An 18331-nucleotide genomic window follows, 5' to 3' on the forward strand; every position below is an offset into this window, starting at 1 on the left:
GCTACGACCCGCCGATCCTGTCCGAGTGGCCCAGGGACCTTCCCGGGGCCACTCGGTCGCGTACGGCCTGCTTCACGGCCGTGGGCTCGGGGAAGCCCTGGTCACGGCGGTCCCAGACGACCTCGTCGCCCACCCGGACGACGAAGACGCCGCCCGTGCCGGGCTTGAGGGACAGCTCGGTCAGTTCCGTCTCGAAGGTCGTCAGCAGTTCCTGGGCCAGCCAGGCGGCACGGGGCAGCCAGCGGCACTGGGTGCAGTACTCGATCTCGACACGCTGTGTCCCCGTCATCCCAGATGCACCGATCCGTCCTGTCGCACCGACGGTTTGCCGTGCAGGTCGGGGACCTGCTTGAGCCAGTCCGGCCGGCCCCGCCGGGTCTTCGCCGCGCGCACGGCCTCCTCGGCGGCGCGTTCCTCCTGGGTGGGGAAGTCGGTGGGGAGCCAGGCGGCGGAGGCAGCCGCGCGCGCGTGGAGGTAGCGGACGTAGGCGTCACGGACCTCGTCGGGCGACGCGAAGCCGTCCTCGGTGGACAGCCAGGCGTCCGGGACCTCGGCCACGATCCGCCGCAGCAGCTCCTCCGTCACCTTCGGCGCGAGTTCGGCGTCCGCGGCACGCACGTCGGGGGCGTAGTGGCCGAGCGCGTGGTGGCGGAAGTCGTACGCCTTCGCGGGGTCGGAGGCGTCCCAGCGGTGGTGGAAGACGAGGGCCGCGCCGTGGTCGATCAGCCACAGGCGCGCGGGGGCGACGCCGAGCGTCGGCCAGATCATCAGGTTCGAACTGTGCACGGTGCGGTCGACGTTGACGGTGAGGGCGTCGAGCCAGACGATCCGGCCGGCTTCGAGGGGGTCCACCCGGAACTCCCGCGCGACCTCCGGGGTGAAGTCCTTGGCGCCCGGCAGGTAGTCCATGCCGAGGTTGAGGCCGGCGCTCGCGCCGTGCAGCTCCCGCACCTCCTGATGGGGCTCGCCGTCGGCGATCGCCGGGTCGAAGTGCGTGAGGACCAGCTCGGGGAAGCGCAGGCCGAGCGCCCGCGCCAGCTCACCGACGATCACCTCGGCGACCAGCGCCTTGCGCCCCTGCGCGGAGCCGGTGAACTTCACGACGTACGTCCCCAGGTCGTCGGCCTCGACGACACCGGGGACGGAGCCGCCGGCCCGCAGGGGGGCGATGTAGCGAGTCGCGGTGACCTCTCTCATGATCGTCAAAGGACTCCCTGCCGGATCGCCTTGCATTTCACGGAGCATAGTAACCAGGCGTGACAGCCGGGGAGGAGTGCCCGAGCGCGGCTCGTGCCTACCGAAAGCCCAGGTGCGCATCGGTGCCGACCAGCTCGCCGCTGGCGGCCCACAGACGAGCGGCGACGGCTGGGGCGACCATATGAGGGGGGACGGGCTCACGCCTCGGTAGGCCACGCAGGCCGAAGGCCCTCGGCCCCCACAGCTGCCCTCCCCGCACCTCCGTGTCGAGGACGGCACGGACGACGGGCCATGCTCCGGCGTCCTTGCCCTGCACCAAGAGCGCGGAGGGCAAGGCGCGCAGCCGCTCGCTGAGGGTTGTCACGCTCACCGGCGGGCGGGACGGGGTGAGGGAGTCCAGTGCGCCGCCGGGGTGGGCCACCGCACTGAGGACCGTGCTGCCGACGGCACGCAGGCGGCGATCGAGTTCGAAGCCGAAGCACATCTGCGCCAGTTTCGATCGGCCGTAGGCGCGCTTGGGCCGGTAGTCCTGGGTCGACTGCAGATCGTCGAGGTCCAGGCGCTCGGACCGCGCCGCGAAGCTTCCCACCGTCACGATGCGGCCCGCCGGCGCCGCGGACAGCAGGGGGGCCAGCCACTGGGTCAGCGCGAAGTGGCCGAGGTGGTTGGTGCCGAACATCAGCTCGTGGCCGTCCTTGGTCTCCCGACGCGGCGGGTCGTCGAGCGCGATCCCCGCGTTGTAGACGACCGCGTCGAGATGAGCGACGTCCAGCCTGTCCGCGGCTGTCTTCAGGGACGACAGGTCGGCGAGGTCCAGTGGAAGATGCCGCACGTGCGCGCCGGGGACGCGCGAGCGGATCGAGGCCATGGCGGAGTCAGCCTTCGCGCGGTCCCGGCTGCCGAGTATGACGACGGCGCCGGTGGCGGCGAGCTGCTCTGCGGCAAAGTAGCCGATCCCGACGTTACCCCCGGTGATCAGGAAGGTCCTGCCCTCGGCAGACGGCAGCCGGTGAACGTCCCACGGTTGCCTCTGGGGTGCGGATGACACGATGACAGACTCCTTGCGCTCCGGGGCGGCGTGCTCATGGAGAGCTCCGACCCGCCCAAGGTCGCAACCGCCACCGGCATACCGCCGACAGATCACGCTCACCGCCGACAGATTTCCGACACCCCTCTGGACAACTGCAGAGAGCAGAAACGGCCGCCGCGCCCGCGACCGGCGCGGAACTGTGAGCGAGCGCGGCCAGGTGGAGCACTCAGTCGGTCGACTCGGGCGCGCGGTCACACTGCTTGATCACACACACAGACCCCAGAGGACCTGCGGGCGGGTGACGGCGGTCGCGCAGGACCGCCGTCACCCGCCCTGACACCGGTGGTTCAGTGGATCCTGATCCGGTCCACCTTGACGCCGCCGGGGTGGTGGTCCCAGACGTAGTAGGTCCACTTGTTGATCGGGGTGCCGGGCTGCCAGTTTCCGTCCGCGTGGTACTGGACCCGGTTGTTACCGGTGCTGAGCCAGGTCACCCAGGCGTAGTCGTCCCACCAGGGCTGGAAAGTCGATTCTCCGGCGTTGGCGTAGCAGAAGGTCGACCCGGTGGTGGAGCCGGACGGGTGCGCTCCTATCTGGAGGAAGTCGGTCCTGCCGTTGCACTCGACCCTGTTGATCGCGGACGCCTGCGGCGCCGTGACGACGGTGAGTGAGGCTGCCGCCATGACGGCTGTCAGCGCGGACAGGATCAGCCGTTTGGCCGATCGACTCATGGGGGGGTTCTCCGTTTCTCGCTGTGATGGGCAGTGGTGCGGTCTGGCGCGGCGCCGTTCAGCGGCCGAGGGGGTGGAGGTGCCGGGGCCGGCGGCGAGGCTGCGAATCCGCTCGCTCGCACGTCGACGGCACCGCGGTCAACGGCTCGTTGAGGGTTCGGCGAACGGCCCCGCGCGTCGGGAACGTGACCGGTCAGGAGTGCGGTCCGCCCTGACGTAGGCCGTTCAGTGGATCTTGATCTTGTCGATGTGGACCCCGCCGGGGTTGTTCGGCCAGGTGAAGGTGACCCACTTCTCGATCGGGGCATTGGGCTGCCACCTGTCGTCCCCATGCCACTGGACCCGGTTGTTGCCGGTCTCGATCCGGTCGACCCAGATCTTGCCGACCCAGGGCCTGATGTCCATTTCTCCGGCGTTGGCAAAACACTGGTCCCATTGGCCCCCGGGGCTGAGGGTCATGGTCCCGTGCAGGTGGGTGAAATCGGGCCGGCCGCACTGGACCAGATTGATCGCGGACGCCTGCGGCGCCGTGACGACGGTGAGTGAGGCCGCCGCCGTGACGGCGGTCAGCGCGGACAGCACCAGTCGCTTGGCTCGTCGATTCACGTACGTTCTCCTGTTCTCGCTGTTCTTGGCGTGCTGAGGGACCGGACGGCGACGCGACATGACAACGCGCCGTCCGGAGTCGAGGGGTGAGGATGCGGTTCAGGCCGTGCCGGACGAGGCCAGGAGTTGCTCCGCCCGGTCGACCTGCGCCCGGACCTGCTTCTTGTAGCCGGTCAGGACTTCGGTGTTCGCGGCGATGAGCTGCTTCTGATATCCGGTGAGGACCGCGAAGTAGACGCCGGCCAGGTTCGACGACCGGGTGCAGGACTCGTCGGCGGTGGCCGCGGCGATCTCCTTCGCGGTCGTCTTCCTGGCGCTCATGAAGCCCTCGGACAGCTTCTCGGGGTCGTCGGCCGGATGTCCCGCCTCGCTCATACAGGACGACCAGCTCTTGCGCGCGGCGACGACCCGGCTGTCCGAGGCCGCCGTCCGGAACGACCGGCCGAACAGCTCCTGGGTCAGCTTCCAGCCCTTGCTGCCGGTGGGAGACGGCACCTGCTCGTCGGCCTTGTCCCAGCAGACGTTGTAGTCCTTCAGTTCCCGGCCGGTCGGGCCCTTGGAGACCGGAGGGGTGATCGCGACGTGGAAACCGAGGCGCTTCGCGGTGCCACCGCCGATATAGCCCCAGGCTCCGGCCGGGCGGATGGCTTCTCGTTCCGCTGTCGTCTTCGTGTCGTCCTGGGGCTTCTTGCGGTCCGAGTAGTTCTTGTGTCCGAGGCCGTTCATGCAACGGGCGACCAGCGCCTCGTTCGTCCGGAACAGCACGACGTCCTCCTGCTGGGAGGTGCCGTAGGCGGACAGCGGCAGCCCGGTCAGTCCGTCGTAGCCGGTGAGGGGCGCTGCCGGCTCGGCCGCGATGTCCGGTGGGGCCATGCCCGTGGCGCCGCCCGTGCGTTCCGCGGAGCAGCCGGTGGCCAGCAGGCCGGCGGCGGCCATCACCGCACATGCCATGCCCATGACAGGGTGAGTCCGCTTCGTGGTGAGTGCGGCAGGAGCTGATGCCATCGCTGGACAAGCCTTTCGAAGCAGAAGCGGGGTCGCTGCCCGGGAGACGTCGACCCGCGCGGTCATCGGCGCGGCGGCGGACCGCGGAGTGCCGTGCGGAGCCTCGCTGCTGCTCCACCGACGCCTCACCGGCTGCCGACACACACGATCGTGGCACGGGGAAACAGCCGATTCCGCTTCGTGGGCGCTCCACAGGCTAAGTACAGGGAAAACTGACGCGAACCGGCGGACGCCCGGCTCCAGGTCCCTGACACCGGCGGGCTCTGTCAGAAGGAGCCGGTCAGTACGGCGGTGACGACCTCGGTGCGGGAGCGCAGGCCGGTGCGGCTGAACAGGCGGGACAGGCGCTGGGCGACGGCGTCCTCGCTGAGCCGGAGGACGCCGGCGATCTGGTGGTTGGTGAGCCCTTCGGCGATGAGGGTGGCCAGGAGGTGGTCGTTCTCGTAGGTGGTCCGTTTCCGGTCGGGGACGGGGAGTTGGGCCGCACGCAGGGCGGTCCGTGTGTGGTGGCGCCACAGGGCGGCACCGATCGTGCCGAACAGTTCGTACGCCTCGTGCAGCAGCCTGGCCGGGACCGCGCCCGCGGTCGCGGCCGTGAGCAGGGTGGTCGCCGTTTCGAAGGGCAGGCCGCGGACACGGGCGAGGTCCACGGCCTCGCGCAGGTCGCGAGGGGCGGTGTCGAGCGAGTCCGGTCGCGGGAGGCGGGCCGAGACCAACCGGTGCAGCAGACCGGACCGGTCGTTGCCGGTCCGGGCGGCGATCCGCTGAAGGTGCTCACGGCAGGCGCTCGCCTCGGCGGCGCGACCCAGCCGGGTCGTCGTCTCCGCCAGCAGGGCCCACAGTTCGTCCGTGCCGTGGACCTGACCGTGCGCCCGCGCCGTGCCCAGGCCGTGGCGCAGTGTCCTCTCGGCCACGTCCAGATCGCCGAGCAGCAGGCGCGCCTGTGCCTCGGACGCGTGCAGTGCGCACTGAGGCGGGCTGCCGTCGGGGGCGCGCGTGTCCTCGACCGTCTGCAGGGCGCTGTTGACACGGCCTCGGGCGAGGAGCACGGCCGCCGTGCGGGCCGGGAGCAGGGAACTGTCCGACGCCGGGGTGGAACGGATCTCGCCGTTGGCCAGCAGCCGGCGGGCCGATTCCAGGGCCCGGTCCCACCGGCCGGTCGCGTGGTCGTACAGGAACCTGCTGAGCGGGGGCAGCACGTCCACGGGCAGGCCGACGGTCTGGAGCAGGGTGCGGGCCGCGTCGAGGTCGTAGGAGGTGAGCAGATGGTCGAACAGGTCACCGGCCAGTGAGTACACCTTGCCCGGCGGCAGCTCGGGGGCATCGGTCATGGCCAGTGCCTGCAGGTGCCGTTCCGGGCGGCCCATGGCCAGGTCGGCCAGGGCGCGGAGAACGGTGGGTGTCACGCGGGCACGGGGGCTCGTGTTCCACACCTCCTCGGTGCGTTCGAGGAGTTCCGCCGTCTCCCGCCATCGTGAGAGGTGGCACAGGGCCAGGGCCCGGCCGGTCACCCCGGCCAGGGCGGGGACCGGCAGTCCGTCCCACCAGTGGGCGGTCGCGAGCCGGGACACGGTGGGCCGGTCACGTTGGCCGGCCGTGACCGCCACGACCAGGCAGGCCGCCTCCTGGAGGTCGAGTTCGTCCAGCGTCGGCCCGGGGTCGCGGAGCAGCAGCTCCCCGACAGCGCGGCCCGTGGAGTGGTCGCACGCCGAGTAGGCGGCGGCAGCGTACTGCTGGAGGACGGGATCGCGGGCGTCGGCGTGCTCGGTCAGATCACGGGCGGCCTGCAGCCACCGAAGGACCCGCCCGTCGTCCGTACCCGGCCTCATCCGCCGGGCGGCAGCCGTCAGTTCCGCCACCGCGCGTTCCCGGTCGACCAGGCTGCCCGCCTCCGCGATGCGGTCGGCCCGGTAGACCGGCTCGCTCGTCCCGTCGAGAAGGCCCGGCGCCCGGAGCATCGCCGGTCCGGTGCCCGGCGAGTCCGTGGACTCCCAGAGGACCTCCACGGCCGCGGCGGACAGCCGGCTGCGTTCCACCGGGCTCAGCCGTTCCCGGACGGTGTGCGCGGTCAGCGGGAGACGGAAGGCCCAGCCCCCTGCGGCCGTTCCGCCCGGTCCGGGCAGTTCGTCGACGATGCCCGCCTCGACCAGACCGCGGACGGCGTCGCCGACGGTGGCGGGGGACAGACCGGTCCGGACCGCGGTCAGCTCAAGGGCCACCGGGCCGAGCGGTCCCAGAACGCTCAGCGCGGCGGCCACCGCGCGCGACGGCCCGCCCAGCCGGTCCAGTGCCGCGACGTACCGGTCGTCGTCGGACAGCACCGGCACCTGGGCCCGCGCACCGAGAAAGGCGTGACCGTCGGCGATGCGGATGTCGCCCCGGCGGGTCCAGCCGGTGAGCAGGGCGTCGACCGCCCCCGGAACCCCGCGCGTCAGTGCGGCCGTCCGCCCGGCCAGGGCGGCATCGGGCTCGGCCCGCAACCACCGCGCCGCCAGCTCGGTGATGTCGTGCGTTCCCAACGGGCCCAGGACGATCGTGCGCGCACCCTCGACGCCCGCCGGCCGGTCCACCGCTCCGCCCCCGCCCGGTACGACGTGCCGTGCCGCCGACATCACCAACCGGGCATCGGGAGCGCCCCGAGGCCATTCCATCCGGCTGAGCACGTCCAGAGAGTCGCGATCGGCGTACTGGACGTCGTCGACCAGGACCGCCACCGGGGCGCCACGGTCGAGAGCGGTGCGCAACAGCGTCTCCATCGCGGACCGATCCCGCCGGTCGACGGCCGACAAGGCCCGGGCGACCGGCCCTTGCGCCGCCTGGTGCTCTTCCGGGCCGGACGGGCACTCCTCCAGTGCCATGAGCAGGCGCAGCACCAGCAGCAGCGGCCGCTCACCGTCGGCGGAAGCACAGAGCACTGTGCGGACGGCGGTTCCCCGGGCTCCCAGGCGCTCACCCGCCGCGTGCAGGAACGCGCTTCGGCCCACGCCGGGTTCACCTCGTACGAGAACCAGCCGCGGGCCTTCGGGGTCGCCCAGCAGGGCGTCGATCTGCGCCGACTCGTCCTCGCGGCCGAGCAGCCGGCGGTCGGTACGGTCCATACGGGCCGGTGTGCCCCAGCGGACCAGTTCGTCGGTGCCCGACCACCACGCAGCCACTGTCGCGTACATCCTTCGTCTCGGAGATCCGCCCGACGGGTGATGACACACTGTCACCGGCCGTGCGCTCGCGCCCGGCCCTTCGTCGGTGCGCTGCCAGTATGAGCGGCGCCATCGCGCGTGAACTGCCAAGTCCTCTCCGCACCGACTCGCCCTGCTGAACGTGACATTGATCTCCGCTCCGGCAGGACAACGGCGAGCGGACGGGTGCCCTCTCTCCTCTCGGGGCGAGACGAACGAGGTGGCACCATGCGGGACCGGCGTGACACGGTCATCGGCAGAGAAGGCGTCGTCCGCGCGTTGGCGGACACCCTGCGCACCACCGGGGAGGCGGCGCGCGTCGTGCTGGTCGTCGCCGGGGCGGGCATGGGCAAGACAGCCGTGCTGGAGGAGGCGCGACGTGCCGCGCTCCGGGACGGAGCCGCAGTGCTCCGGCTCGGCTGGCACGACGAGGACCCCGAAGGGGCAACGGGGACGGCGTCGGACGAAACGCCGATCGAGGGCGCCACGGCTCTTGCCGACGCGATCGTCGTCACCGTCGGAAGCGGCCTGTTCCTCGCCGACCCCGACGACTGTCTGCTGCCTCTGCCCGCCTCCCACCGGGCACGGCTGGCAGCCGCGGCGCGCAAGGGCGGCGTGAACGGACTGGCCGCGTTCTCCGACGCACTGGCCGCGGCGGCCCGCCGATTACCTTTCGCGCTCGTCGTCGACGGCGTCGAGCGCATGCCGGAGCGCATCGCCGGCACCTTGGAACTCCTCTTGCGGATCTTCCGCCCGCACGGCGTCCCCGTAGTGATGGCCGGAAGGCCCCGCCCCCCGGCGGACCACGGTCCGGCCGGGCTGACAGCCGCGGCCGACCGCGTCCTCGAACTGCCGCCGCTACGGCCGACGGACGCCGCCGCGCTCGTCGACCTCCACATCACCCGGCGGTTCCACCACCCGGCCGACCCCCCGCTGGCGGACGCCGTGGCGCGAGCCCTGGGCACACTGGCGGGCAACCCGCGCGCCGTGCTGTCGGTCCTCAGCACCCTCAGCAGCGAGGACGTGCTGGAACTCGACGGCCGGATGTGTCTGACGCGTGCGGAGAAGCTGCTGCGACTGACCACCGAGGATGCCTTCCTCCTCGGGTGGGGGCGGCGCCCGTCGCTTCCGTACCCCGCGACCCTCAACGCGGCGATCGTCACCGCCCACGTGCTGAACCACGCCGACGTGCACATCGACGACGCGTTCAGGATGACGCCGTCGGCAGGCGCGCGAGCCCTTGAGGACGCACTGGACCGCCTGATCACGGACCGCGTCCTGACCGCCGATCCGCGGGGCGGGCTGTCGTTCGCCGTTCCGGCGCTCGCCGCGGCCTTGCGGGCCCTGCCCGTCCAGCGCGATGTGCAGGGCAACTCCGCCCGGTACGTGACGCGGTTGGCGGACCGGCTCGGCGCCGAGGCCACCGGCCGCGGCCATCCGCGGCTGGCCGACCGGGTCGCGGCCTCCGGCCCGCTCGTGGACGACGAACTCGCGATACCGCTGCTACTCGCCGCGGCCCGCGAGGAGGCCAGGGCCGACTGGCCCCGGTCGGCCCGCGCCTACGCGGCGGCGCTTCGCCGGCTCGCACCGCAGGACGAGCGCACCCCCGACGTGCTCCACGAGGCGAGCGAGCTGAGCCTGCTCCACGGCGACCACGCCGGACTTCTGGCCCTCGCCGAACCGCTGCTCGCCCACGCGGACACCCCGCGCGCCCAACGCACCGAGAAGGGGAAGGAACCATCCGGCCTGCAGGGCGTCATCGCCGCATGGACGTGGGCGGCGCTGCACGAACACCGCGTTCTCCACACCGACGGCAACCGCGCCCTCCATCGTGGGCGGACGGCCGGCCGACTCCCGTCCGCGGCCGGGCTGGTGGCGTTCGGCGGCCTGTACGGCATCGGCCCACTGATGCCCCGGCCTGCGACAACTGCGGGCCCCACCCCTCACGCCGACCCCGGTCGCCGCCGTACGCCCTTGCCCTCACCCGCCGAACTGCGACTGGCGGCCGCCGCGGTGGGCAGCCATACCGAACTCGGCCGAGCGCGGCGGAACCTGCCTCCCGACGCCATCGACGACCAGGCACTGGACCGGCTGCGCCACGCCGCCGCGTACGCGGACCTCGCCGGCGCGCTCGCGGCCGTTCTCGGCGACCGGTACACCGCGGCCCCCGACGGCGTCGCCGTCCAGTACCAGGGCATGGTGCGCGACTACCTGGCGGGGGACTGGGACGCCGCGCTCACGACAGCCCGCCGCATCGAGGTCCGCTGCCGGACCCACGGCACGGCGGGCGACCCGCACCTGCCACGTGTGCTGGCCGCGGAGATTCACGGCGCCCGCGGGGACCTCACACGCGCCCGGGCATGGCTCGATCTGGTCCCCGACACCCTCGGCTATCCTCTGGCGACACGCGCCCGCCTGGCCCTCCCCTACCGGTCGGGCCGGCAGGAGGAGGCGTTGGAGAGGGCCTGGAGCGACGCCGGGCAGGCCCGCAAGAACGGCCAACTCGCGGGCATCGAGCGGGTTCTGCTGCGCATCCTGTCGCTCTCCGCCCGGCGGCACCGGTCGTCCCTGGCTCAGCGGGCACTGGAGGAACTGGAAACCCTGCACGAAGAGGCCGCTACGCCCATGACGTACGAGACTCTTCTCATCGCCCGGGGTATCAGCCGTCACGACACCGACAGCGCGCTGACCGCCCACCGCTCGATCCGGCGTCGCGGAGACGTCCACCTGGGCGTCGTCTCCGGCATGTGCCTGGCACGCATCGCCGACGACCCCCGCACCTGGCTCACCGAGGCCGTGCGCGACGCCCAAAGCCTCGCCCTCGGGCGCCCCTTCCGCACCGCCGTCACTCGCGTCGCACACCTGCGCGGGATTCCCCTGCCCAGGCCCCGCCAAGCCCGGCAGAAGCTCACCGAACCCGACATCACCCTGGTACGCATGGTGAGCAACGGCGCGACCAACCGGCAGATCGCGGCGGAACTCGACTGCAGCACCAAGACCGTGGAACAGCGATTGACACGGCTGTTCCAGCACACCAGTGCCCGCTCCCGGGCAGAACTGGCCGCCGCCTGGCTGAACGGCACCCTTGGCAACGACATCTGACCGCGTGAGGGGCAGCCGCACCGGGCACGCACGAGCACCGCGTCGGCACCGAAGCGCGGCGGCCGCCCCGTCAACCCCTTCAGCTGCGAGAGTCGTAGTTCTCACGGTTCGCGAGGACCTCGGCCATGTGCGTCTGCGCCCAGTCTCTGAGCCCGCGCGTCATGTGGTGGAGCGAGCAGCCGAGGTCGGTCAGCTCGTAGGTGACGGTGACGGGGACCGTCGGCGTCACGGTACGGGTGAGCAGGCCGTCGTGTTCCAGTGAGCGGAGCGTCTGGGTCAGCATCTTCTGGCTGACGCCGGCCAGAAGCCGGGCGATCTCGGAGTAACGCAGCGCCTTCGGGGCGTCCGTGTGTGCTGCGCCGGGCCGACCAGGGCTGTTCTCGCCGCCCAGCGCACACAGGATCAGGACGACCCACTTGTCCGAGATTCGGTCGAGTAGCTGCCGACTGGGGCACTCGGCCAGGAACGCGTCGTACTCGGCCTTGGCCTGGGCCCGCTTCTGGGCCGGCTTCATCGTCGTCACTGATCGCGCTCTCTCCGATGGGTGGGTTACGCACTTTCAAGTGCCTACTTCCCGACAGGAAGTTTCTCTCCAATGCTGATGCAGGCAGGCAGCAGACGCCACCCCCGAGTGCACGACGAAAGGCACCACGATGAGCAGCCCCTTCCTCTCCCTTCCGGGCGGCACCTGGACCCTGGGTGACCTGACCGTCACCCGGTTCGGCTACGGCGCCATGCAACTGGCCGGCCCGTGGGTCATGGGGCCGCCCGCCGATCGCGAGGGCGCCCTGACCGTTCTGAGGGAAGCGGTCGACGCCGGGATCACCCACATCGACACCAGCGACGCCTACGGACCGCGCGTCACCAACGAGTTGATACGTGAAGCACTGCACCCCTACCCCGAGTCGCTGCACATCGTGACCAAGGTGGGCGCGACACGCGACGAACAGGGCGGCTGGCCGGTGGCCCGACGACCCGAAGATCTGCGCCGCCAGGTCCACGACAACCTCACCTCTCTCCGGCTCGACGCACTCGACCTGGTCAACCTCCGACTCGGAAACGCCGAAGGCCCCCAGCCCGGTTCGCTCGCCGAGGCGTTCGGGACACTCGTCGAACTCCAGCAGCAGGGCCTGATCCGCCACCTCGGCGTCAGCAACGCCACCGAGGAGCAGGTCACCGAGGCACAGAGCATCGCGCCGATCGTGTGCGTGCAGAACCTGTACAACCTCGCCCACCGCCACGACGACAAGCTCATCGACCGGCTCGCCACCGACGGCGTCGCCTACGTGCCCTTCTTCCCTCTCGGAGGCTTCACCCCGCTGCAGTCCTCGGCGCTCTCGACGGTCGCCGCCCGCCTGGGCGCGACACCGATGTCCGTCGCACTGGCCTGGCTGCTGCGACGATCACCCAACATCCTGCTCATCCCCGGCACCTCGTCGACGGCCCACCTGCGCCAGAACATCGCCGGCGCCGGACTCTCCCTCTCGCAGGAGGACTTGACCGAACTGGACGACATCGGCCGCTGAACTCCACCGTCCTGAACGGCTCAGGCGGGCCGTGGCCCGCCTCGGCCCGGTGGGCGCCCGAACGGGTTGGGCAGCGGCAGGTAGCGTGCGTCCGCGCCGTCCGCCCCCGTCCATCTGAGCAGCAGGTTCGTCTTGCCGGGCAGGGTGGGCGAGTCGAGGAGGCCGGCGGCCTCCGGTACGTCGCCGTGGTGGGCCAGCTGCCGTCGTACGGCCGGCCAGGGGTCGGTGCCGGGGTGGTGTTCGGTCAGGGCCGCCGCGATCTCCAGGAGGTTGTTGACGAACAGGCAGTAGACCAGGCGTTCCCAGCCCGCCTCGCGCGTCACCTCCGGGAGGAGCTTCACGCCCTCGGCGTCCCGGTAGAGGGCCCGGACGGGCGTTCCCGAGGCGTCGCAGGCGATGAGGGTGTTCTGCAGATGGGCCTCCACGACGACACCGTGGCCGTGGAAGGCGGCCAGGGCCGGAGGGATCACCGCGCGCAGATACGCCTCCCACCAGGCGTCGGGGTCCGCGGCTCGGGCGAGAGGGTTGTCCGGGAAGACGTCGGTGTCCTCGGTGAGGGCGGCGGCGAGGAGGGGGGTCGTGCCGGGCGGCACACGGTCGTGCAGGCCGTCCCTGACCAGGACCGCCAGCTCCTCGAAGGCGAAGTCGGCGGTGCGGTGGCCGCGGTCGCTCAGCCAGGCGCCGGGTCCGTCCGCGAAGGCACGGGCGGCCGCCCGGTCCGTCCGGCGCAGTCTGAGCAGGTCATGGCGCCACAGACGGCGGATGTCGTTGGTGATCCGCACGTCCAGGCTGAACTTGAGGAAGAGGTCCGGGGTCCCGGGGGCCGGTCCGGGGGCGGGTCCTTCGGGGGCGGGTGTTCCGGGGGCGGGTGTTCCGGGGACGTACACCGTGCGGATCGCGGCCGTCGGCCACACCTCGGCGTCCGTCCTCCCCAGCCGTACGAGCCGGCCGTCCGCGAACGCCTCGGCCAACTCCTCCCCCACCAGGTCGAGTTGCCAGGGGTGGGCGGGCAGGAGGCGGTAGCCGGGCGGGGCCGCGCCGAGCCGGTCGAGGGCGCTGGTGTCGCCCTCCTCGACCACCACGTCCTCACGGACCCCGAGCAGGACCAGCGGGAAGGCGGCGTACGCCTCCGGCGCGTACGGCAGCCAGCCGGCGACCGGACCGCCGCCGCGGGCCTTCGGGGCGGGGTGGAAGGGGTGCCCGGTGATCAGGGACTGCTCGGAGCGCCGGTAGAGGTCCTCGGGCGCCGGTGTGCGGGCCCGGGCGGCGAGCAGGGCGGCCACGGCCTCGCGGCTGTCGAGCATCTCGGCGGGCAGCTCGGAGTCGGACAGGCCGGTGAGGGCGCGCAGCTCCTCGGCGGCCAGCTTGACGAGGTCGGTGTGGCCGAGCGGCTGCCAGGCCCCCGCCGCACGCACCTCGGGGTGCGCGGGACGCCGGGTGCCCCGCACCCGCAGCAGCCGCCCTCCGGCCCGGAGCCGGTGCACCACGCCCCCGTCCGACTCCCCGACCGGCTCGGCCGCCTCCCGCAGCAGACAGTTGAGCAGCGGGGCCGCGGCGTGGGCGTCGGCGGCGCGGGCCAGGTCGGGGGCCGCGGGATCGGGGGCGGCGCCGGGCGGGCCGGGGATGTCACGAGGCGGGTCGGTGTCCACGGGGTCCATTCCGTTCCTTACGGTGCACTCGTGATCAGTATGTCTGCCCGTCGCGCCGGGTCGCGAAGCCGTCCGGGGCGGTTCCGGCGGGAAGCGCCCCCGTCCGTCCCGGCCCGGGGCGGACCGTGCGCGTCGGCGTCGAGAAGCGGCCGTGCGGGGCTCCCGCCGTGCCACCGTGGGGCGTCGCGGCGGTGGCGGGCGGGCAGGGGTCGTACGCCGATGTCGATGCCGATGCGGGTTCCGTGCCCGTCCCTCAACCGAGGAGCCCGTTCCGTGGACCGTCACCCGTTGTCCGACACCGAGGCGGCGCTGGGCGCCGAACTGGGGGCCGTGCGCCCCGATCTGGTGCTGCCGTACACCACCGCCCTGCCCGGCGCCCGAGCGGCCGTGCTGTCCCGGCTGTGGCGCGGCCTCGTCCATGAGCCGCTGCCGTGGGTGGTGCGCCGGGACACGGCCGGGTCCGACGGCGTCACGCTCCGCCTCGCCGACGGCCGCCGGCTGCACGGCCCGGCCGTGGACCCGTACGACACCACCGCCCACACCGAGGAGGTGTGGTGCGACGAGCGGCCCTACGACCGTCCGGCCCGGCTGATGGCCGCCCTCGCGGTGCCGCACGGCGCGGCCTTCGCCGTCGAGCTCGACCACAGTGCGGCCTCGCTGGCGCTGTCCCGGGCCGGTGCCGCGGAGGCCGCCGCCGCACCGGCCACCAGCTGGCAGTGGGAGCAGCTGATCGTCGACGGCCACCCCTTCCACCCCAACTGCCGTTCCCGGCCAGGTTTTTCCGCGGGCGACCAGCTCGCCTACGGGCCGGAGCACCGGCAGGTCGTACGGCTGGGCCTGGCGCCGGTGGAGGACGCGCTGGTCGTCGGGGAGTGGCCGGCCGAGTTCCGGGACGGCGGACGCGTGCTGGTGCCGGTGCATCCGTGGCAGGCGGCTCATGTCCTCAAGTGCCCGCCGGGGGAGGTGATCGAGGCGCACCCACTGATGTCCCTGCGCACCCTGGCCCTCGCGGACGGCGGCCCGCACGTCAAGACCGCGCTGAGCGCCCGGCTGACCTCGTCCGTCCGGGACATCTCGGTCTACTCGATCGAGACGTCGGCGATCGTGTCCGACTTCATGACGGAGGTCGCCGCCCGCACCGAGGGGCTGCTGCACGTCACGCGCACCCTCGGCGCGGTCACCGCCGGTTCGCCCGATCTCGCGGCGGTGCTGCGCGAGTCGCCGGAGACGTACGCGGACACAGCGACGGGCGAACGGGTCCTGCCGGTGGCCGCGCTCGCGGCGACCGAGCTGCCCCGGTCGCCGTCCTGGCTGGCGGACTTCGCCCGGCTCGCCCTCACCGTCTGTCTCCGGCTGCTCGACCTCGGCGTGGCCCTGGAGGCGCACGGCCAGAACCTCCTGGTGGTCCTGTCCCCCTCGGGTGCCCCCCGCCGGCTCGTCTACCGGGACCTCGCGGACATCCGGGTCAGCCCCGCGCGCCTGGCCCGGCACGGCGTCCCCGCCCCGGCGATGTCCGGCCGCATCATCACGGACGACGAGACCGTCCTGCGGCGCAAGCTGTTCGGCGCCCTGATCACGGGCACGCTGGGGGCCACGGCCGGTTCGACACCGGTGCTGCGCGAGGCGCTGTCCGCCGCCCTGCGGGATCTGCCGCACACACCCGATCTGGGTACGTTGCTGGAGGGGCCGGTACCGACGAAGGCGTTGACGCTGATGCGTCTTTCGCCGGAGCGGCCCGGTGACATCTGGGCGGAGGTGGCGAGTCCGCTGCGGTGACCGGCGAGTTCCGCCTGCGGTGACCGGCGAGTTCCGCCTGCGGTGACCGGCGAGTTCCGCCTGCGGTGACCGACAAGGTCCGCAGGGGCCGCGCCCGCCCGCCGTGCGCCCGGTGAACGGATCGTCAACAGGCGGTCTCGTTTTGAAGCGTGACCCTCCGGATCAATAGGATCCGCCGATGATCACAAGACAACGGCTGGCGGCAGGGGTGTTCGTCCTGCTCGCCGTCCTGACGGCCGGGATCGCGGTCCCGACCACGGCCGTCGCCGACGAGATTTCGGCCACCGCGCCCAAGGTCAACCTCCTGCTGGACGTCAGCGGTTCGATGCGGGCCAAGGACATCGACGGCCAGTCCCGCATGTCCGCGGCGAAGCAGGCGTTCAACGAGGTGCTGGACGCCACGCCGAAGGAGGTGCAGCTCGGCATCCGCACCCTGGGCGCCGACTACCCGGGCGACGACCGCAGGACGGGCTGCAAGGACACCGCGCAGCTGTACCCGGTGGGGCCGCTGGACCGTACGGAGGCGAAGACGGCGGTGGCGACGCTCGCCCCGACCGGCTGGACCCCGATCGGCCCGGCGCTGCTGAAGGCGGCCGACGACCTGGAGGGCGGCGAGGGCACCAAGCGGATCGTGCTGATCAGCGACGGTGAGGACACCTGCGCCCCGCTGGACCCGTGCGAGGTGGCCCGCGAGATCGCGGCGAAGGGCATCGGCCTGACCATCGACACGCTCGGCCTGGTCCCGAACGCCAAGCTGCGCGTCCAGCTCAGCTGTATCGCGGAGGCGACCGGCGGCACGTACACCTCGATCGAGCACCGTGACGAACTCACCGACCGTGTCAACCAGTTGGTCGACCGGGCCGCCGACCCGGTGGTCGTGCCGAAGGCCGTCGAGGGTGCCGAGGCGTGCGCGAACGCGCCGAAGCTCACCTCGGGTCTGTACACCGACCGCGAGGAGTTCGCCCGGCAGCGCTGGTACCGCGTGGACGTGAAGCCCGGTCAGGAGCTGCGTGCCTCGGTGAGCGTCGCCGCCGACCGGGACGTCAACCCGGACTACGGGGTGCTGCTGCGCGCGGTGACCGCCGGGAACCGCGAGATCGTCCGCGGCGAGGCGGCCGGCAACGGCCGTACCGACATGATCTCGACGGGTCTGCGCTACCCGAAGGCGGAGGCCGAGGACGACGCGGACGACTCCGCGGACGAGGGCGCCGCCGAGACCGTGTGCCTCCAGGTGACCCACTCCTACGCGCCGGCGAGCGGGGTGAAGACCACCCCCGGTCTGCCGCTCGAGATCACCGTCGACGTCGTGGAGGGTCCCGACCAGGCAGCCGACGTGGCCTCCTTCGGCCTGGGCCGCGGCTGGTGGCTGCTGGGTGTGCTGGTGCTCGTCGGGTTCCTGGCGGGTGTGCTGTGGGGCTGGCTGTCACGCTGGCGGGTCGCGGTCTGGAGGACCAACTGATGCGGATCACACGTGTGCTGGGTGCGGCCCTGCTGATGCTCGGCCTGGCCGTGTCCCCGGCGGTCGCCGACTCCACCCCCTCCGCGAGCCCCGCGAAGGACGGTGACGCGCCCACGGAGGCCGGCACCTCCTTCCGTACGGCCACGGAGTTCGAGCAGGGGGAGACCGCGACGGCGAACGCCTCGACCGGTGACTACCTCTACTGGTCGTTCCCGGCCGACGCGGGGCAACGGCCCACCGTGCGGGCGACCGTGAAGCTGCCCGAGGGCGCCGAGTCCTCCTCCACCTGGCAGATCGACGTGTACGACGGACTGCGGCGCCGCCAGGCGTGCCAGTACGGGGCGCAGACCCGGACCGCCGGGGCGGGGGCGGCCTCCGTCGAGCTGTCCTGCACCCTGCGCACGGTGCGCGCCTGGTCGGAGCCGTGGGCCGACGATCCGCTGCCGGGCACGTACTACCTCCGTCTCACCACGATCCGGCTGGCCACGGCCGACCTGGGGCTGCCCGTCGGTGCCGAGGTCGGCGTCGAGTCGAAGGACATGGGCGGTGCCGCGGCCGTCGACGGCTCGCTGGCCCAGCCGCTGGTGCCCGGCATCGCCGTCACCTCGGCCCGGGACGAGGCCGAGGACGACTCCTCGGCCGAGGCCGTCCTCTCCTCGCTCGAACCCGACGACGGGTGGGCCTCCGGCTGGTGGAGCGACCGCTGGGTGTGGACGGCGCTGGGCGCGGCGCTGGCGGCGCTGGCGGGCATCGGCGGCTACACGCTGACCCGGGGCTCGGGCCGCCCGGCCCGGGTACCGCCGCCGGGCGCCTGACGGTCACCCTCTGGGCCCGCCGAACCCTTCCGGGTCGGCGGGCCCCGTGCTTGTAGGGCGCCGAGCCCGGGACCCTTTCGATTCCGTCCGCGCCCCGGTGGGGGCTGGTCGCGCAGTTCCCCGCGCCCCTAAAAGCCCAGGCCCTGCGGGCCTGAAAGCCAACGGCCCTGCGGGCCTGAAAAGCAGTGGGCGCAGCCCCTGCTTTCAGGGGCGCGGGGAACTGCGCGACCAGCCCCCACCGGAGCCGCGGCCGACGACG

General features: G+C 72.6%; 14 protein-coding genes. 5 read left to right on the plus strand and 9 right to left on the minus strand.

The genetic code is table 11. The annotated features are described in order from the left end of the window. Window position 1: 1 nt before the first annotated feature. The 7 genes from PYR72_RS12545 to PYR72_RS12575 all read right to left on the minus strand — a co-directional run bounded on the left by PYR72_RS12545 (window position 2) and on the right by PYR72_RS12575 (window position 7724). The gene (locus tag PYR72_RS12545) at window positions 2-289 is read right to left on the minus strand and encodes a SelT/SelW/SelH family protein (RefSeq protein ID WP_275455412.1); all 288 of its coding nucleotides are present in this window, start codon (window positions 287-289) and stop codon (window positions 2-4) included. Next, complete coding sequence (locus tag PYR72_RS12550) at window positions 286-1200, minus strand: HipA family kinase (protein WP_275460395.1); 915 nt, start codon at window positions 1198-1200, stop codon at window positions 286-288. Before PYR72_RS12550 ends, PYR72_RS12545 begins: the two co-directional genes overlap by 4 nt. A gap of 94 nt (window positions 1201-1294) precedes the next feature. After that, the gene (locus PYR72_RS12555) at window positions 1295-2245 is read right to left on the minus strand and encodes an SDR family NAD(P)-dependent oxidoreductase (RefSeq protein ID WP_275455413.1); all 951 of its coding nucleotides are present in this window, start codon (window positions 2243-2245) and stop codon (window positions 1295-1297) included. Window positions 2246-2574: 329 nt separating this feature from the next. Beyond that, window positions 2575-2958 carry a beta/gamma crystallin domain-containing protein gene (locus tag PYR72_RS12560; RefSeq protein WP_275455414.1) on the minus strand — a complete coding sequence of 128 codons (384 nt, stop codon included), beginning with the start codon at window positions 2956-2958 and terminating at the stop codon, window positions 2575-2577. 225 nt (window positions 2959-3183) lie between these two features. After that, complete coding sequence (locus PYR72_RS12565) at window positions 3184-3564, minus strand: beta/gamma crystallin domain-containing protein (RefSeq protein ID WP_275455415.1); 381 nt, start codon at window positions 3562-3564, stop codon at window positions 3184-3186. 99 nt (window positions 3565-3663) lie between these two features. Next, window positions 3664-4515: a hypothetical protein gene (locus PYR72_RS12570; RefSeq protein WP_275455416.1), complete on the minus strand. Its 852-nt coding sequence runs from the start codon at window positions 4513-4515 to the stop codon at window positions 3664-3666. A 320-nt stretch (window positions 4516-4835) separates the two neighbouring features. Continuing rightward, window positions 4836-7724 (minus strand): AAA family ATPase, encoded by a 2889-nt coding sequence (locus PYR72_RS12575; RefSeq protein ID WP_275455417.1) that lies wholly within the window; start codon window positions 7722-7724, stop codon window positions 4836-4838. A 249-nt stretch (window positions 7725-7973) separates the two neighbouring features. Between PYR72_RS12575 and PYR72_RS12580 the strand changes: the two genes are divergently transcribed. Continuing rightward, window positions 7974-10847, plus strand: coding sequence for a LuxR family transcriptional regulator (locus tag PYR72_RS12580; RefSeq protein WP_275455418.1), 2874 nt, complete (start codon window positions 7974-7976; stop codon window positions 10845-10847). A 79-nt stretch (window positions 10848-10926) separates the two neighbouring features. Here the strand turns inward: PYR72_RS12580 and PYR72_RS12585 are convergent, their stop codons facing one another. Continuing rightward, window positions 10927-11361 (minus strand): helix-turn-helix domain-containing protein, encoded by a 435-nt coding sequence (locus tag PYR72_RS12585; protein ID WP_275460396.1) that lies wholly within the window; start codon window positions 11359-11361, stop codon window positions 10927-10929. 139 nt (window positions 11362-11500) lie between these two features. Here PYR72_RS12585 and PYR72_RS12590 point away from each other — a divergent pair, with 139 nt between their 5' ends. Beyond that, window positions 11501-12373, plus strand: coding sequence for an aldo/keto reductase family oxidoreductase (locus tag PYR72_RS12590; RefSeq protein ID WP_275455419.1), 873 nt, complete (start codon window positions 11501-11503; stop codon window positions 12371-12373). Window positions 12374-12393: 20 nt separating this feature from the next. On the opposite strand, the gene PYR72_RS12595 is transcribed toward PYR72_RS12590, so the two are convergent. Next, window positions 12394-14031, minus strand: a complete 1638-nt coding sequence (locus PYR72_RS12595) for an IucA/IucC family protein (RefSeq protein ID WP_275455420.1) — start codon at window positions 14029-14031, stop codon at window positions 12394-12396. A gap of 264 nt (window positions 14032-14295) precedes the next feature. On the opposite strand from PYR72_RS12595, the gene PYR72_RS12600 reads away from it, so the two are divergent. The 3 genes from PYR72_RS12600 to PYR72_RS12610 all read left to right on the plus strand — a co-directional run bounded on the left by PYR72_RS12600 (window position 14296) and on the right by PYR72_RS12610 (window position 18072). Further along, window positions 14296-15798: an IucA/IucC family siderophore biosynthesis protein gene (locus PYR72_RS12600; protein ID WP_275455421.1), complete on the plus strand. Its 1503-nt coding sequence runs from the start codon at window positions 14296-14298 to the stop codon at window positions 15796-15798. A gap of 178 nt (window positions 15799-15976) precedes the next feature. Continuing rightward, on the plus strand, window positions 15977-17257 hold the full coding sequence (locus PYR72_RS12605) for a VWA domain-containing protein (protein WP_275455422.1): 1281 nt from the start codon (window positions 15977-15979) through the stop codon (window positions 17255-17257). Further along, window positions 17257-18072, plus strand: coding sequence for a hypothetical protein (locus tag PYR72_RS12610; protein ID WP_275455423.1), 816 nt, complete (start codon window positions 17257-17259; stop codon window positions 18070-18072). Before PYR72_RS12605 ends, PYR72_RS12610 begins: the two co-directional genes overlap by 1 nt. The last annotated feature ends 259 nt before the right edge of the window (window positions 18073-18331 follow it).

Source organism: Streptomyces sp. VNUA24, from assembly GCF_029167005.1.
In the GTDB taxonomy this organism is placed as follows: domain Bacteria; phylum Actinomycetota; class Actinomycetes; order Streptomycetales; family Streptomycetaceae; genus Streptomyces; species Streptomyces scabiei.

Coding starts and splice junctions, on each gene's coding strand:
- PYR72_RS12560 (WP_275455414.1), bottom strand. CDS start 2,958: ATGAGTCGATCGGCCAAACGGCTGATCCTGTCCGCGCTGACAGCCGTC.
- PYR72_RS12610 (WP_275455423.1), top strand. CDS start 17,257: ATGCGGATCACACGTGTGCTGGGTGCGGCCCTGCTGATGCTCGGCCTG.
- PYR72_RS12545 (WP_275455412.1), bottom strand. CDS start 289: ATGACGGGGACACAGCGTGTCGAGATCGAGTACTGCACCCAGTGCCGC.
- PYR72_RS12590 (WP_275455419.1), top strand. CDS start 11,501: ATGAGCAGCCCCTTCCTCTCCCTTCCGGGCGGCACCTGGACCCTGGGT.
- PYR72_RS12580 (WP_275455418.1), top strand. CDS start 7,974: ATGCGGGACCGGCGTGACACGGTCATCGGCAGAGAAGGCGTCGTCCGC.
- PYR72_RS12570 (WP_275455416.1), bottom strand. CDS start 4,515: ATGGCATGTGCGGTGATGGCCGCCGCCGGCCTGCTGGCCACCGGCTGC.
- PYR72_RS12585 (WP_275460396.1), bottom strand. CDS start 11,361: ATGAAGCCGGCCCAGAAGCGGGCCCAGGCCAAGGCCGAGTACGACGCG.
- PYR72_RS12595 (WP_275455420.1), bottom strand. CDS start 14,031: ATGGACCCCGTGGACACCGACCCGCCTCGTGACATCCCCGGCCCGCCC.
- PYR72_RS12605 (WP_275455422.1), top strand. CDS start 15,977: ATGATCACAAGACAACGGCTGGCGGCAGGGGTGTTCGTCCTGCTCGCC.